General features: G+C 62.0%; 14 protein-coding genes. 9 read left to right on the plus strand and 5 right to left on the minus strand.

Annotation, left to right across the window (positions count from 1 at the left end; translation table 11 throughout):
- Window positions 1-133 precede the first annotated feature (133 nt).
- Window positions 134-1,189, minus strand: coding sequence for an alpha/beta hydrolase family protein (locus tag HCZ30_RS14745; protein WP_167639074.1), 1,056 nt, complete (start codon window positions 1,187-1,189; stop codon window positions 134-136).
- Window positions 1,190-1,331: 142 nt separating this feature from the next.
- Here HCZ30_RS14745 and HCZ30_RS14750 point away from each other — a divergent pair, with 142 nt between their 5' ends.
- On the plus strand, window positions 1,332-2,327 hold the full coding sequence (locus HCZ30_RS14750) for a helix-turn-helix domain-containing protein (RefSeq protein ID WP_167639075.1): 996 nt from the start codon (window positions 1,332-1,334) through the stop codon (window positions 2,325-2,327).
- Between the two features lies 1 nt (window position 2,328).
- Here HCZ30_RS14750 and HCZ30_RS14755 read toward each other — a convergent pair whose 3' ends face one another.
- Window positions 2,329-3,024: a fumarylacetoacetate hydrolase family protein gene (locus HCZ30_RS14755; RefSeq protein WP_167639076.1), complete on the minus strand. Its 696-nt coding sequence runs from the start codon at window positions 3,022-3,024 to the stop codon at window positions 2,329-2,331.
- An 84-nt stretch (window positions 3,025-3,108) separates the two neighbouring features.
- On the opposite strand from HCZ30_RS14755, the gene HCZ30_RS14760 reads away from it, so the two are divergent.
- Complete coding sequence (locus HCZ30_RS14760; protein WP_175581055.1) at window positions 3,109-4,428, plus strand: RsmB/NOP family class I SAM-dependent RNA methyltransferase; 1,320 nt, start codon at window positions 3,109-3,111, stop codon at window positions 4,426-4,428.
- Between the two features lie 31 nt (window positions 4,429-4,459).
- Here HCZ30_RS14760 and HCZ30_RS14765 read toward each other — a convergent pair whose 3' ends face one another.
- Window positions 4,460-6,496, minus strand: coding sequence for a YgiQ family radical SAM protein (locus HCZ30_RS14765; protein WP_217703061.1), 2,037 nt, complete (start codon window positions 6,494-6,496; stop codon window positions 4,460-4,462).
- 179 nt (window positions 6,497-6,675) lie between these two features.
- Here HCZ30_RS14765 and HCZ30_RS16775 point away from each other — a divergent pair, with 179 nt between their 5' ends.
- From HCZ30_RS16775 to HCZ30_RS14775, 3 genes are all read left to right on the plus strand, one after another.
- A complete protein-coding gene (locus tag HCZ30_RS16775; RefSeq protein ID WP_281352643.1) occupies window positions 6,676-6,846 on the plus strand; it encodes a hypothetical protein in 171 nt (56 codons plus the stop codon).
- On the plus strand, window positions 6,843-7,394 hold the full coding sequence (locus HCZ30_RS14770; protein WP_281352644.1) for an oxidoreductase: 552 nt from the start codon (window positions 6,843-6,845) through the stop codon (window positions 7,392-7,394). Before HCZ30_RS16775 ends, HCZ30_RS14770 begins: the two co-directional genes overlap by 4 nt.
- Window positions 7,395-7,478: 84 nt before the next feature.
- The gene (locus HCZ30_RS14775) at window positions 7,479-8,069 is read left to right on the plus strand and encodes a TetR/AcrR family transcriptional regulator (protein ID WP_167639078.1); all 591 of its coding nucleotides are present in this window, start codon (window positions 7,479-7,481) and stop codon (window positions 8,067-8,069) included.
- On the opposite strand, the gene HCZ30_RS14780 is transcribed toward HCZ30_RS14775, so the two are convergent.
- Window positions 8,070-8,699, minus strand: a complete 630-nt coding sequence (locus HCZ30_RS14780) for a class I SAM-dependent methyltransferase (protein ID WP_167639079.1) — start codon at window positions 8,697-8,699, stop codon at window positions 8,070-8,072.
- 97 nt (window positions 8,700-8,796) lie between these two features.
- On the opposite strand from HCZ30_RS14780, the gene HCZ30_RS14785 reads away from it, so the two are divergent.
- Entirely contained in the window at window positions 8,797-9,231 is a 435-nt protein-coding gene (locus HCZ30_RS14785; protein WP_167639080.1) for an RrF2 family transcriptional regulator, read from the plus strand.
- On the opposite strand, the gene HCZ30_RS14790 is transcribed toward HCZ30_RS14785, so the two are convergent.
- Complete coding sequence (locus tag HCZ30_RS14790) at window positions 9,228-9,887, minus strand: TetR/AcrR family transcriptional regulator (RefSeq protein ID WP_167639081.1); 660 nt, start codon at window positions 9,885-9,887, stop codon at window positions 9,228-9,230. The two genes, HCZ30_RS14785 and HCZ30_RS14790, sit on opposite strands and share 4 nt — an antisense overlap.
- Window positions 9,888-10,009: 122 nt before the next feature.
- Between HCZ30_RS14790 and HCZ30_RS14795 the strand changes: the two genes are divergently transcribed.
- The 3 genes from HCZ30_RS14795 to HCZ30_RS14805 all read left to right on the plus strand — a co-directional run bounded on the left by HCZ30_RS14795 (window position 10,010) and on the right by HCZ30_RS14805 (window position 12,554).
- Window positions 10,010-10,912, plus strand: coding sequence for a shikimate dehydrogenase (locus HCZ30_RS14795; protein WP_217703062.1), 903 nt, complete (start codon window positions 10,010-10,012; stop codon window positions 10,910-10,912).
- A 22-nt stretch (window positions 10,913-10,934) separates the two neighbouring features.
- Window positions 10,935-11,942, plus strand: coding sequence for a DctP family TRAP transporter solute-binding subunit (locus HCZ30_RS14800; RefSeq protein WP_217703063.1), 1,008 nt, complete (start codon window positions 10,935-10,937; stop codon window positions 11,940-11,942).
- An 84-nt stretch (window positions 11,943-12,026) separates the two neighbouring features.
- Window positions 12,027-12,554, plus strand: a complete 528-nt coding sequence (locus tag HCZ30_RS14805) for a TRAP transporter small permease (RefSeq protein ID WP_167639083.1) — start codon at window positions 12,027-12,029, stop codon at window positions 12,552-12,554.
- The last annotated feature ends 2 nt before the right edge of the window (window positions 12,555-12,556 follow it).

Consider the following 12,556-nt stretch of genomic DNA (forward strand, 5'->3'; position numbering starts at 1 on the left):
CGGCGAGAGAATTGTTCATGGCGTGGAGCCTCCTGCGGTCTATAGGTTTAGTATGGAGATTGTTGGCACGGATCGCAAGAATAGCGTCAGCCTGTTGCGGCCAACGCAATATCCTATAATCTGTCTTATGTTGTTAAACTCCGTACCGCAGGTAGCTCACGATGGTCTCTGACAGCTCGGCATGGATGTCCGCGCGCGAGCGGCCTCCGGCGTCGTCGCACAGCGGGTCCGGCTCGCCCTCTTTTTCGAGGATACGCGGCCCCGCGGGCTTACACTCGGCCAAGAAGCTGAAATGCGTGGAGTCCGAAACGAGGCGATAGTCAGCCTGCGGGATCAGAGGCGCGGCATGGCTCGCATCGACGCCGCTCGGGATGGTGCCTTCATCGTCGAGGTTGAGCACCAGCATCGGAATGTCGATCTCGGTCAGGCTGTTATCGGTCAACGTGCCAACGATACCCGGATCGACGACCACCGCCGACCCAATGCGCGGATCGCGCAAATCCTGCCCTGCGGGCGACAGGTCAAAGCTGTGAAGGTCGATGCCGAAATGGGCGAGAAACGCGCAGTCGGACATGCCGTGATCGGTGCCGTCGCAGAACCGCGCCAGCTTCTCTGGATCGACGCGCGCACCGCTGAGCGCCATGGCGGTGTAGCCGCCGGCGGAGAAGCCCAGAACGGAGATGCGGGTCGGGTCGATATAGGGATAAGCGTCCGAGCCTGTGACCTCGTCCAGAACGGCAGACACATCGGCGGGGCGTTCCCAGACCCGCACGGCAGCCTCGGCCGAGGCATCGCCCGTCGTGGTGCCAGGATGGTTCGGCAGGATCACGACAAATCCGGCCTGCGCGAGTTCGGAAGCGATCCAGCCGAACTGACCGGCATTGCCGCCTGCACCGTGCGAGATGATCACGGCGGGAAATTGGCCGTCCTTGCGCGGTGCGTCACGACCAGCAGGCGTGCCATGGAAAACGCCGTTGCCGCCGACGGTCACGGCGCGTCCACCCGGCGTTGCAGGATACCAAATATGAAATTTAACATCGCGGTCACGCACGGGCGCATAGGCGCTGCCATAGGTGATGCCCGCAGTGCCGCCATAGGCGGGGCGGGTCAGTTCGTAGCCGCCCCAGCCGCATAGCGCGAGACCTGCGGTGCAGGCGGTGATCTGTAGGAATGTTTTGAGCTTCGACATCGGTTCTCTCCGGTTGGGTGTGTTGATGTCGATCGGTGTGCCAACCACTCGGAAATGCTGCGCCCTAAAACGCGTTTCAGGTCGCTCAGGATCGCGTTTAAGGTTATGAACAGCCTGAATTTACCGAGTGAAACGTCCGCCGATGTTATTTGTCCCTCTGCCCTTGTTCGCGTCGCTCCTGCTGGTTCTGGCATTGGTCCGTTTCTGCCTGTCACGGGAAATGCGCGTGCGCGCCCATCAGCTTTTCGCGCTGCTGGTGGCGCTCTACGCGCTGCAAACGCTGCTTGCCTCGCTCCGCTGGGGATATGAGGTCGAACGGGCAGCGAAAGGCATGATCCTGATGGCGCCGCTGTTGCCGGTCATCGCCTATCTGGCCTACCGCGCACTCTCGGGCCCGATCGCTGTTTGGCCGCTGGCGTTGGTGGTGCTCAACTGGCTGGTCTATGCCATCGCACCGGAGTTTTCGGACGCGGCGATCCTGATGACCTATATCGGGTTCGGCGGTCTGCTTCTGAGGCTCGGCAGCAAAGGCATTGCGCAGGTTGCGCTCTCCGCGATCAACGATGCTGCCGACATCCGCATCGCGATTTACGTGACAGGAGGCGCCCTGATCGCTTCGGGCCTGACGGACATCTACATCATCTATGATTTCGTGCGGAACGACGGACAGACGGCTCCGGTCATCATTACCTTCGTGCAGACGGCGTTCGTTCTGGCCATCGGAATTTCCGGCGTGGTCGGGCGGTCGACCGCTACCGCATCCGAGGAAACGCAGGAGCCCGCTCCTGCCCCGCAAGCCACGCTTGCCGACAGCGAGATCGTCGAACAGCTCGAACGCCTGTTCGAGGCCGAGCATTTGCATCGGAACGAAGACCTGAGCCTGCGCCGACTGGCCCGCAAAATCGGCGTGCCGGACAGGCAAGTCTCGAACGCCATCAATCGCGTGCGCGGGGTCAGCGTGTCCCAGTTCGTGAACGGCTTCCGCATTCAGGAGGCATGCGATCTACTGCGGGACACGGACCGCACCGTGCTGGATATTTCGCTGGCCTCGGGTTTTGCCTCGAAATCGAACTTCAACCGCGAATTCGCGCGCATGACGGGGAAAAGCCCGACGCAGTGGCGACAGGGCCAGTCATAACTTACTCCGCCGCGCCGATCGTCAGCTCCACCGGCTCCAGCCCGTCGATGCCGCCAGTGATGGTTTCGCCCGCCACCACGGGCCCGACGCCTTCGGGGGTTCCCGTCAGGATCACATCGCCGGGGCGGAGGTGGTAGTATTTCGACAGGTCCGCGATGATGGCAGCAACATCGTGGATCATGAGGTCCAGCGTGCTGTCCTGCCGCTGCACGCCGTCCACCTCAAGGTGGATGCGCTGGCTGCCGACTGCGAAATCATCCGCTTTGGTGATCGAGGCAAAGATGGTGGAGTTCTCGAAATCCTTTGACGCGTCCCACGGGCGGCGTTTGGCCTTGGCGTCCGCCTGAATATCGCGCCGCGTCATGTCCAGCGCGCAGCAGTAGCCGTAGACCACTTGCAGGGCATCCTCTTTTGCGACGCGGAACGCGGGCGCGCCGATGACGAAGGCCAGTTCCATCTCGTAGTGATAGTCCGCTGTGCCCGCAGGATAAGGCACCTCGGCGCCCGTCATCGCGGCGGTCGTCGGCGATTTGGTGAAATAGAACGGCGCCTCGCGGTCAACCTTCGCGCCCATCTCGGCAGCGTGCGCGGCGTAGTTGCGGCCCACGCAGAAGATGCGGCCGATGGGGTATTCTGCCGCCTCGCCCTTGACCGGAATAGTCGGATTGGCGGGGAGCGTGAACAAAGTGGCGGGCATCGGCGGCGGTCCTTCCGGGGTGTTTCGGCGTCAGCCTAACGTGCCGCCGCGCGGGTGCAAGGGCCGCTACAAATGCAGGTTTTCATGGGAGGACGATCGGAGTACACAAGCCGCCATTCCAGCGAGATTGATACCGTGACCCCAGCCGCCGCCCGCCTGCAAGCCATCCTTGATCTGTTCACCGCCACCGAGGCCGAGCGCCGCCCCGTGGATGCGGTCACCTCCGCTTGGCTGCGCGGTCGCCGCGATATCGGAGACGAGGATCGCGGCACCATTCTGGACACGCTTTACGACCTGCTGCGCCACCGCGCCCGCCTGACATGGTGGCTGGAGAAATTCGGCCGCGAGGCCAATGCACGCAACCAGTTCCTCGCTTGGTTGGTGCTGGCCGAACGCCGTCCCGCCGAAGAGATCAAGCGCCTGCTGGGTGAAGAGCCGCAGGACGGGTCGCTGTTGAACAAACTCCACGGTCACACCATCGAACACCCCGAAATGCCCGAGGCCGTGCTGCTCGAATGCCCCGCATGGGCCGAACCGTCGCTACGCGCGCGTTTCGGGGATCGCTTTGCGCCCGAGATGAACGCGCTCCTGACGCCCCCGCCCTTCGATCTGCGGGTCAACCCGATCAAGGCCACGCGCGAGGGCGCGCTGAAGCAACTGGCGAAACTGGGACTGCCTGCCGAGCCGACGCCGCTCGCCCCGCATGGCATCCGCTTGGCCGAGAAATTCGCGCTGTCCCGTCTGCCCGCGCTGAAAACGGGCGAGGTCGAAATTCAGGACGAGGGCTCGCAGCTTGTCGCGCAACTCGTGGACGCCCAGCCCGGTGACCGCGTGGTCGATTTCTGCGCCGGCGCGGGCGGCAAGACGCTCGCGATGGCCGCGCAGATGAACAACAAAGGCCGGATCATTGCCTGCGACGTGAACGAAGGCCGCCTGAAGCGCTGCTCCGAACGCGTCCGCAACGCGGGGATGCACAACGTGGAGACAAAGCTCCTCGGCTCGGAATCCGACAAGTGGGTGAAGCGCAAGAAGCTCGGCTTTGACCGCGTTCTGATCGACGCGCCGTGCAGCGGCACGGGCACGTGGCGGCGCAACCCCGATACCCGTTGGCGCGACGAAGGGGGCCTCGAACATCTGACCGCCCTGCAATCGCGCATCCTCGCCAGCGCCGCGCGTCTGGTGAAGGAAGGCGGGCGTCTGGTCTATGCGACCTGCTCCATGCTGCCCGAAGAAAACGAAGCGCAGGTCGAGGCTTTCCTCAAAGCCTTCCCCGCGTTCAAGCTGGTCCCGCTGGCCGAGGTTGCGCCCGATCTGCCGCAGACGGGCGACTACCTGTCGCTAACGCCTGCGCAGCATGACACGGACGGCTTCTTTGCCGCCGTGATGACCCGTACCCCCGCATAAAAGAAAATCGGGCCGAAGCCCGATTTCCTCATTATTTCTTAGGCTTAGACGGGTACTGGTTGCCCTTCGTCGTGAACTTCATCGGCCGCGAATTCGGGCGGCTGCTGGAGCGGTTGCCGAACTTCTTCGGCCCCTTACCGTTGCCAGAACCCGTGCCAACAGGCTGGTGCGCAGGGATCAGTTGGTCCGGACGCGGCCCGATCAAATCGGCGCGGCCCATCGACTTCAGAGCCTCGCGCAGCAGCGGCCAGTTGTCCGGATCGTGGTAGCGCAGGAACGCCTTGTGGATACGGCGCTGACGGCCACCGCGGACGGTATCGACCTTTTCCCCACCCCCGCGGCGCACACCGCGCAGCGTGTTGACGCCCGTGTGGTACATCGCGGTCGCGGTCGCCATCGGAGACGGCAGGAAGGTCTGCACCTGATCCGCGCGGTAGCGATTTTTCTTGAGCCACAGCGCGAGGTTCATCATGTCCTCGTCCGTCGTGCCGGGGTGGGCGGCGATGAAGTACGGGATCAGGTAATACTTCTTGCCCGCCTTCTCGGCAGCGGCGTCGAACATTTCCTTGAACTTGTCATAGGTGCCGATACCCGGCTTCATCATGACGTCGAGCGGCCCGCGTTCGGTATGTTCCGGCGCGATCTTGAGGTAGCCGCCGACGTGGTGCGTCACCAGTTCCTCGACATATTCGGGGCTGCGCACGGCAAGGTCGTAACGCACACCCGAGGCCACCATGACCTTCTTGATGCCGTCGACTTCGCGGACCTTGCGATAAAGCTGGATCAGGTCATCATGCGAGGTGTTCAGGTTCGGACAGATGTCGGGGAACACACAGGACGGCAGACGGCAGTTCTTTTCAATGTTCGGATCTTTGCAGGCCATCCGGTACATGTTCGCGGTCGGGCCGCCCACGTCCGAAATCACGCCCTTAAAGCCCGGCGTCTTGTCGCGGATCAGTTCAATCTCGCGCAGGATCGACGCTTCGGAGCGGTTCTGGATCACCCGGCCTTCGTGCTCGGTGATCGAACAGAAGGTGCAGCCGCCAAAGCAGCCGCGCATGATCGTGACCGACGCCTTGATCATCTCGTAAGCGGGCACCTTCGCGTCCATGTAGGACGGGTGCGGGATGCGCGCATAGGGCAGGTCGTAAACCGCGTCCATTTCCTCGGACTTCAGCGGGATCGGCGGCGGGTTCAGCCACAAATCGCGGTCGCCGTGACGCTGGACCATCGGACGCGCGTTACCTGGGTTGGCTTCGCGGTGCAGAACACGCGAAGCGCGGGCGTAGGCGTCTTTGTCCTTTTCCACGACCTCGAAGGACGGCAGACGGATCACGGTTTTACCGGGGTGACGGGTCGCGGCCTCGTCAGCGCTATCGAGGTCATCGGCCGGCAGTTCAGTGTAATCCTCGGGAACCGAGCGGAACAGCGCGACACCGCGCACATCGTCGATTTCGCGAGCGACTTCGCCCTGCGCAATACGGTTCGCCAGTTCGACAATCGCGCGCTCGGCGTTGCCATAGACCAGCAGATCGGCCTTCGCATCAGCGAGGATCGAGCGGCGGACCTTGTCCGACCAGTAGTCATAATGAGCAATGCGGCGCAGCGAAGCCTCGATCCCCCCGAGGATCACAGGCACGTCCTTGTAAGCTTCGCGGCAACGCTGCGTGTAAACGATCGTGCAGCGGTCGGGGCGCTTGCCCCCCTCGCCGCCAGCCGTATAGGCATCGTCGCTGCGCAACTTGCGGTCCGAGGTGTAGCGGTTGACCATCGAGTCGAGGTTGCCGCCGGTCACGCCAAAGAACAGACGCGGGCGGCCCAGTTCCCTGAACGCATCCGCCGACTGCCAGTCAGGCTGCGAGATGATGCCAACGCGGTAGCCCTCGGCCTCCAGCAGACGCCCGATCAGCGCCATGCCAAAACTGGGGTGGTCCACGTAGGCATCGCCGGTGACAAGGATAATGTCACACTCGTCCCATCCGAGCCGCGTCATCTCTGCGCGGGTCATCGGAAGGAATGGCGCTGCTCTTCCGCCAATATACTTGGGGGCCGTCATCATCTGGTTCATGGTATTTTCGGGGAGTTTGCTTCTGTAGCTGATCTGCGGGCGCATATCACAAGCCGCAAAACAACTCAATGTCGGACATATTATGTGCTGACCGCACATTTATCTCCGCCGACCCCTTGCGGGGTTTTTTACGCATTAAATATTTTGTAATATATAACTCCTCTGCAAGGACATTCCAGATGAAAGACATTGAAACCGCAGGCACTTGGCAGCTTGGCGACAAATGCGTCACGCGCATGGGCTATGGCGCTATGCAGTTGGCGAGCAAGGGCGCTTTTGGCGAACCCCGTGACCGCGACGGCGCGATGCAGAAGGGAACTGGCTGCCCGCGCAATCGAACGATGAACTGACCGCGGCAGTCGAAGACAACCTGCGCAACCTCGGTCTTGATGTGATCGACGTGGTGAACATGCGCTTCATGGGCGGCGGCGCGGGGCATGGCCCCAGCGAAGAACCCATCGCCCGCCAGATGGAGCAGATGGTCAAACGGCAAGAGCGCGGCCTGATCAAGCATATCGGCATCAGCAACGTCACCCTCGCCCAGACCCGTGTTGCACGCGAAATGGCGGATATCGTGTGCGTGCAGAACCTCTACAACCTCGCCAACCGCGGCGATGACGAGATGATCGACGAACTGGCCAAAGCAGGCATCGCTTACGTGCCGTTCTTCCCGCTGGGTGGATTCTCTCCGCTGCAATCGGACGAACTGGCCGCCGTGGCGCAGGACGTGGACGCCTCCGCGCTACAAGTCGCGCTCGCGTGGCTGCTGCGCCGTTCGCCCAATATCCTGCTGATCCCCGGCACCTCGTCGGTCGATCACCTGCGCGAAAACGTAGAGGCCGCGACGCTGAAACTGGACGCCGATGCGATGGCCGCGCTCGACAAAATCGGCAAGTAAAACACCTTAAGGCCGCCCCGCGCGGCCCGTTGTCTCCCCTCGGTAATAGGGTTAGGTTTCCGCACCAACCGACAGGGACGCCGCATGCCTAGAACCGGCCTCAGCCAGGAAGAACTCCGCGAACGCGCAGTGGACGTGACGCTGGCGCAGCTTCGCAAGGTCGGCTCGGAGAAGCTGCGGCTGGTGGACGTGGCCAAAGCGATGGACGTCAAACACACCTCGCTCTACCCGCATTTCGCCAACAAGGCCGCGCTGGTCGATGCGGTCACTGCGAAATGGCTGCTCGAAAGCGAAGAAGCGCTGGCCAAGGTCTGCGCGATGGACCTGCCCGCCCGCGAAAGGGTCGAGCAGTGGTTCATGACCCGCTACACCATGAACCGCGACCGTGCGCAGAATGATGCCGAGGTGTTCCACGCCTACAATCTGGCAAGCGACGCAAAACAGCCCGCCGTTGTCCATCACCTCGCCGCGCTGCGCCAGCAGATGGCGGACCTGATGCGAGAGCTTGGCTATGAGGGCGACACCGCGATGGAGCGGGCGCGTCTGATCCTGCGCGCGATGGTGTTTTTCATCCACCCCGCCATGATCGCCGATCACGCAGAGGAGGACCACTCGGCCCACCTTCGCGACACGCTGGACTGTCTTTTGAAAGGGATGAAGGTCAGGGACTTCTGATCACTTCCGGCGCAGGTGGATCACCGTATCCTCTAGCTGCGCAGGCTCGCCCTCGGGCGATTTGGCAGAACGCGTGGCGATGCCGACCTGCACGAAGTCCCATTCGTCTTCAGTGGCTTGCAGATCCGCCAGCTCGCTCGCGACCGTGGGGAAGCTCTTGGCGCGTTCCTTCATTTCCTCGCTCGCCCACGGCGGGGCGGAGGCATGGGCGACGATCAGCAGCGTGCCGCCCTTGGCCACGAGTTTCGACACCTTGTTCAAAATCTCACCGCGAGGGAAGTCGAACGAGGACTGGAAAAACAGCGCCGTCACCAGATCGAACGGGCCTTCGGGCTGGCGCTCCGTCAGGTCCATCGACTCGAACGTCGCGGTGCCCTTGAGGTCGAGCATCTCCGCCCGCGCTCGCGCCCTCTCGCACGCCGTTTCCGAGATATCCACGCCCACCGCATCCCAGCCCTGCTCGGCCAGCCAGATCACGTCATCGCCGTTGGACGACCCCAGATCCAGCGCGTGCCCCGATGCCATATCGGTCGTCACGCGCAGGAGGATGCCGCTCGGCGTGCCCGAGGATGTGGTGCGCTTGGTCTGGTAGAACTCTTCCCAGTAAGCCTTCGGATCTTCCGTGGTCATGCGACTTTCCTTCATTGGTATCATCGTAAGTTACTTGATTGCGCACTGGAGTCAACATCATGTAACGTAGAAAGTATCTTTACCGATGGAGCCGCCCTTGCGTCAGGACACCCGCCTTTCCCGCCTACTGCACGTTCTTCTGCACATGGCCCACAGCGATGCGCCGATGACCTCGCAGCACATCGCGGACATGCTGGGCACAAACGCGGTGGTCGTCCGCCGCACGATGGCAGGGCTTCGCGATGGCGGATTGGTCGCGGCGGAGCGTGGGCACGGCGGCGGCTGGACGCTGATCAAGGACACGCAGGACATTACCCTGCGCGACATCTACGCCTGCATCGGGGAGCCGACGCTGTTTGCCTTCAACCTGTCGAACCCCGCCCCGCAATGTCTGGTGGAGCAGTCGGTGAACACGACGATTTCGGAAACACTGGACGAGGCGACCACGGCGCTCATGGCAAAATTCGAAAGCATCCGCCTGTCGGACATTCAGGCCGACGTGGAAAACAGGCGCAAAGCGGCGGGCTGTTAGGCCGCGACCGACGCCAGAATGCTCTGCACCACCTGTTCGCGCAGCGCGGCCTGACCGGCCTCGTCGAACAGATCGTTGCCGAAGTTGAACGAGAACGTCGACTGGTTCGCGCCGTTGAAAAAGCTCATCGCGGAGATCTGCCAGTGGATCATCAGCGGTGACAGTCCGCTCCGCATCACGCCCTCTTTGACGCCCGCATCGCAGATTCGTTCAATCTGCGTAATCGCCGCCGTATTGGTCGTCATCAGCGACTCCACATCCATCATATGCTTCCCGTGATGAATATTCTCGATCATCACGAGCCGGATGAAATCGCGGTTTCTGGCGTGGTGGTCAAAGGTGAACTCCACCAGTTTGCGCAGAGCTTCCATGGGCGGGAAACCGTCGAGGTTCAGGTCACGCTCGGCCTGACGGACGCTTCCGTAGACTTCTTCGAGAACGGCGCGATAGAGCCCCTCTTTGTCCCCGAAATAGTAGAAAATCATACGCTTGGACGTCTGAATCTGGTCCGCGATGTCCTGAACTCTGGCACCCGAAAGCCCGTGCTTCGCAAACTCGACCTTGGCGGCCGCAAGGATGTCAGCCTTCACCGCTTCGGGGTCTTGCTTCCACGAACGGGGCTTCTTGGGTGCTGAAATCTTGGGCTCTTTGGTCATGAAAAATACTTTCGTTCAAACGGCTTGCCTGGTCAAGTTTAACCGTCCGGTACATTTGCGTTGACGGAATTAACCGCACGGTTCATTGTGAGGTCAGAATCGCTTTGGGAGGAGCGCCCGCCATGCCGTTGACCGACACAGATCAAGTGCTGACCACAGTCCGCATGGGACTGATCGGCAAAGGTATCGGCCTGTCGCGCACCCCGGCGATGCACATCGCAGAGGCCGAGGCCCAAGGGCTTCGCTGCACCTACGACCTGATCGACACCGACACGTCGGACTATGCGGGCCACACGCTCCGCGACCTTCTGAACATCGCAGAGGACAGCGGCTACGCGGGTCTCAACATCACCTACCCCTACAAGGTCGAGGTCATCGACCACCTCGACGATCTGTCCGACGGCGCCCGTGCAGTCGGCGCGGTGAACACCGTGATTTTCCGCAATGGCAAGCGCACCGGCCACAACACCGATGCGTCGGGCTTCAAAACCGCGTTCGAGATGTACCTCGGCGACAGCGCCCACGAACACGTCGTGCTGATCGGCGCAGGCGGTGCGGGCGTTGCCGTGGCTCACGCGCTGGCCCGTTCGGGTGTCAAACGCCTGTCGATCTTCGACACCGACGAAAAGCGCGCGAACGATCTGTCGGTACAGCTTCACAACAGCCAGACCGACTGCCTGTCCGAGACTGTGACCGACCTCGAACGGTTCCTGCGCAACAACGCGCCGGACGGCATCGTGAACGCCACGCCGATGGGCATGGAAAAGCTGCCGGGAACCGCCGTTCCTGCCGAACTTCACCGAAAATCCACTTGGGTCGCGGATATCGTCTATTTTCCGCTCGAGACCCAATTGCTGAAAGAAGCGCGCGCCGCAGCCTGTCAGACGATGCCCGGGTCCGGGATGGCCGTCTATCAAGCCGTCCGCGCCTTCGAACTGTTTACGGGTCGGCCTGCCGATCCTGCACGGATGAAGGCGACTTTCGACGCCTTCGACACTCAACCCCGCAGCAATGCGGGATCCTGAACGCCTAAGGGAGGAGACCACAATGGCTTTCAAATTCGCAGCACTCGCAGCAACCACCGCACTGGTCGCGGGCATGGCCGCTTCGGCCAACGCACAGACCATCCGCTTCGGTCACGTTGACCCGGACGACTGGACCGCGTCGAAGAAAGGCGCAGCTGCCAACATCTTCAAGAACATCGTCGAAGGCGAAACCGACCTGACCGTGGAGCTGTTCCCGGCTGGCGCACTCGGCAACGAAGACGAACTCGTCGGTCAGGCCGAAGAGGGCCTCACTCAGGTCGTCATGGTTTCGGGCGCAATGTCCAAGGTTTGCCCCGCGGCTGGCGTTCTCGACATCCCCTACACCTTCTCGTCGGCCACCATCGCTTGGGACGTTCTGGACGGTGAATTCGGCGACGCACTGGCAGAGCACTGCCTTGAGCAGACCGGCCTGCGCACGCTGGCTTACGGTGAAACCGGTTTCCGTAACTTCACCAACAACACCCGCGAAATCCGCTCGCCCGCCGATATGGAAGGTCTGAAGTTCCGCGTTCAGCCGATCCCGCTCTACGTCGAGATGGTTTCGGGTCTGGGCGGTGAGCCGACCCCGATCGCATGGACCGAACTGCCGAACGCGCTGTCGACCGGCGTTGTTGACGGTCAGGAAAACCCCGTTGGCGTGATCTACAACAACGGCCTGCACGAGCTTCAGCAGTACATGACCCTCGACGGTCACGTCTACGCTGCCGACTTCATCCTGATCTCGGATGACTTCTATCAGGGTCTGTCGGACGCCGAACAGCAGGTCGTCGCCAAAGCTGCCCGCGTTGCAGGCAACATGGGCCGTGCGATCCAGCAGTGGGGCACCGCTGAAGGCGTGAACAAGGTTCAGGAAGAAGGCATGCAGGTCTACTCGCCGACCGCCGATGAAATCGCGGCCTTCGCTGAAAAGGCGCAGCCGGCTGTGATCGAATACCTGCGCGGCGAGCTCGGTGACGACGCCGTCTGGATCGACAACCTGCAAGAAGCCGTTTCGGCAGCTTCGAACTAATCGACCAACTCTATCTCTCCCATGCAAAGAACAGGGGCGCCCACCGCGCCCCTGTTCCTCAAAAGCCCGAAAAGAGCTGCTTTCATGGACACTATCAACCGTATCGTCAGACGTATCTTTGCCTTCGGAGCGGGAACGTCGATGGCCCTCGTGTTTCTCATCATCTTCGTGAACTCGGTCCGTCGCTACACCATCGGCAAGTCGCTGCCGTGGGGCGAGGAGCTTCCGATTTACCTGACGATCTATGGCGTTATGTTCGGTCTAGCCTATGCCTACATGACCGACCGCCACATCCGTTTCACCGTGCTGACGGACATGCTGAGCGCCAAGACGCGCCAGCTTCTGTTCCTCATCACGGACGTCATCACCCTGATCTGCGGCCTCGCGCTGATCCAGGCGGGCTACCAGTTCATGATGCGCCGCGGTGACCGCGACAGCTCTGGCCTGAAGAAGACCGCCGACTGGCTGGCAGATAGCACCGGCATCGTGCCGCTCGAATGGCTCGGCAAAGTTGGCCCGTGGCAGTTCGCGATCGCTCTGGGCGGCGCCATGCTGGCCATTGCTGCCCTGCTGCGCCTGATCGAGCGCGCCTCTGAAGTGAAGGAGGCCTGAGA

The sequence above is a fragment of the Marivivens donghaensis genome, from assembly GCF_011806565.1.
GTDB classification, from domain to species: Bacteria; Pseudomonadota; Alphaproteobacteria; order Rhodobacterales; family Rhodobacteraceae; genus Marivivens; species Marivivens donghaensis_A.

Coding starts and splice junctions, on each gene's coding strand:
- HCZ30_RS14750 (WP_167639075.1), top strand. CDS start 1,332: ATGTTATTTGTCCCTCTGCCCTTGTTCGCGTCGCTCCTGCTGGTTCTG.
- HCZ30_RS14780 (WP_167639079.1), bottom strand. CDS start 8,699: ATGACCACGGAAGATCCGAAGGCTTACTGGGAAGAGTTCTACCAGACC.
- HCZ30_RS16775 (WP_281352643.1), top strand. CDS start 6,676: ATGAAAGACATTGAAACCGCAGGCACTTGGCAGCTTGGCGACAAATGC.
- HCZ30_RS14790 (WP_167639081.1), bottom strand. CDS start 9,887: ATGACCAAAGAGCCCAAGATTTCAGCACCCAAGAAGCCCCGTTCGTGG.
- HCZ30_RS14800 (WP_217703063.1), top strand. CDS start 10,935: ATGGCTTTCAAATTCGCAGCACTCGCAGCAACCACCGCACTGGTCGCG.
- HCZ30_RS14745 (WP_167639074.1), bottom strand. CDS start 1,189: ATGTCGAAGCTCAAAACATTCCTACAGATCACCGCCTGCACCGCAGGT.
- HCZ30_RS14760 (WP_175581055.1), top strand. CDS start 3,109: ATGGGAGGACGATCGGAGTACACAAGCCGCCATTCCAGCGAGATTGAT.
- HCZ30_RS14775 (WP_167639078.1), top strand. CDS start 7,479: ATGCCTAGAACCGGCCTCAGCCAGGAAGAACTCCGCGAACGCGCAGTG.
- HCZ30_RS14755 (WP_167639076.1), bottom strand. CDS start 3,024: ATGCCCGCCACTTTGTTCACGCTCCCCGCCAATCCGACTATTCCGGTC.
- HCZ30_RS14805 (WP_167639083.1), top strand. CDS start 12,027: ATGGACACTATCAACCGTATCGTCAGACGTATCTTTGCCTTCGGAGCG.
- HCZ30_RS14795 (WP_217703062.1), top strand. CDS start 10,010: ATGCCGTTGACCGACACAGATCAAGTGCTGACCACAGTCCGCATGGGA.
- HCZ30_RS14765 (WP_217703061.1), bottom strand. CDS start 6,496: ATGAACCAGATGATGACGGCCCCCAAGTATATTGGCGGAAGAGCAGCG.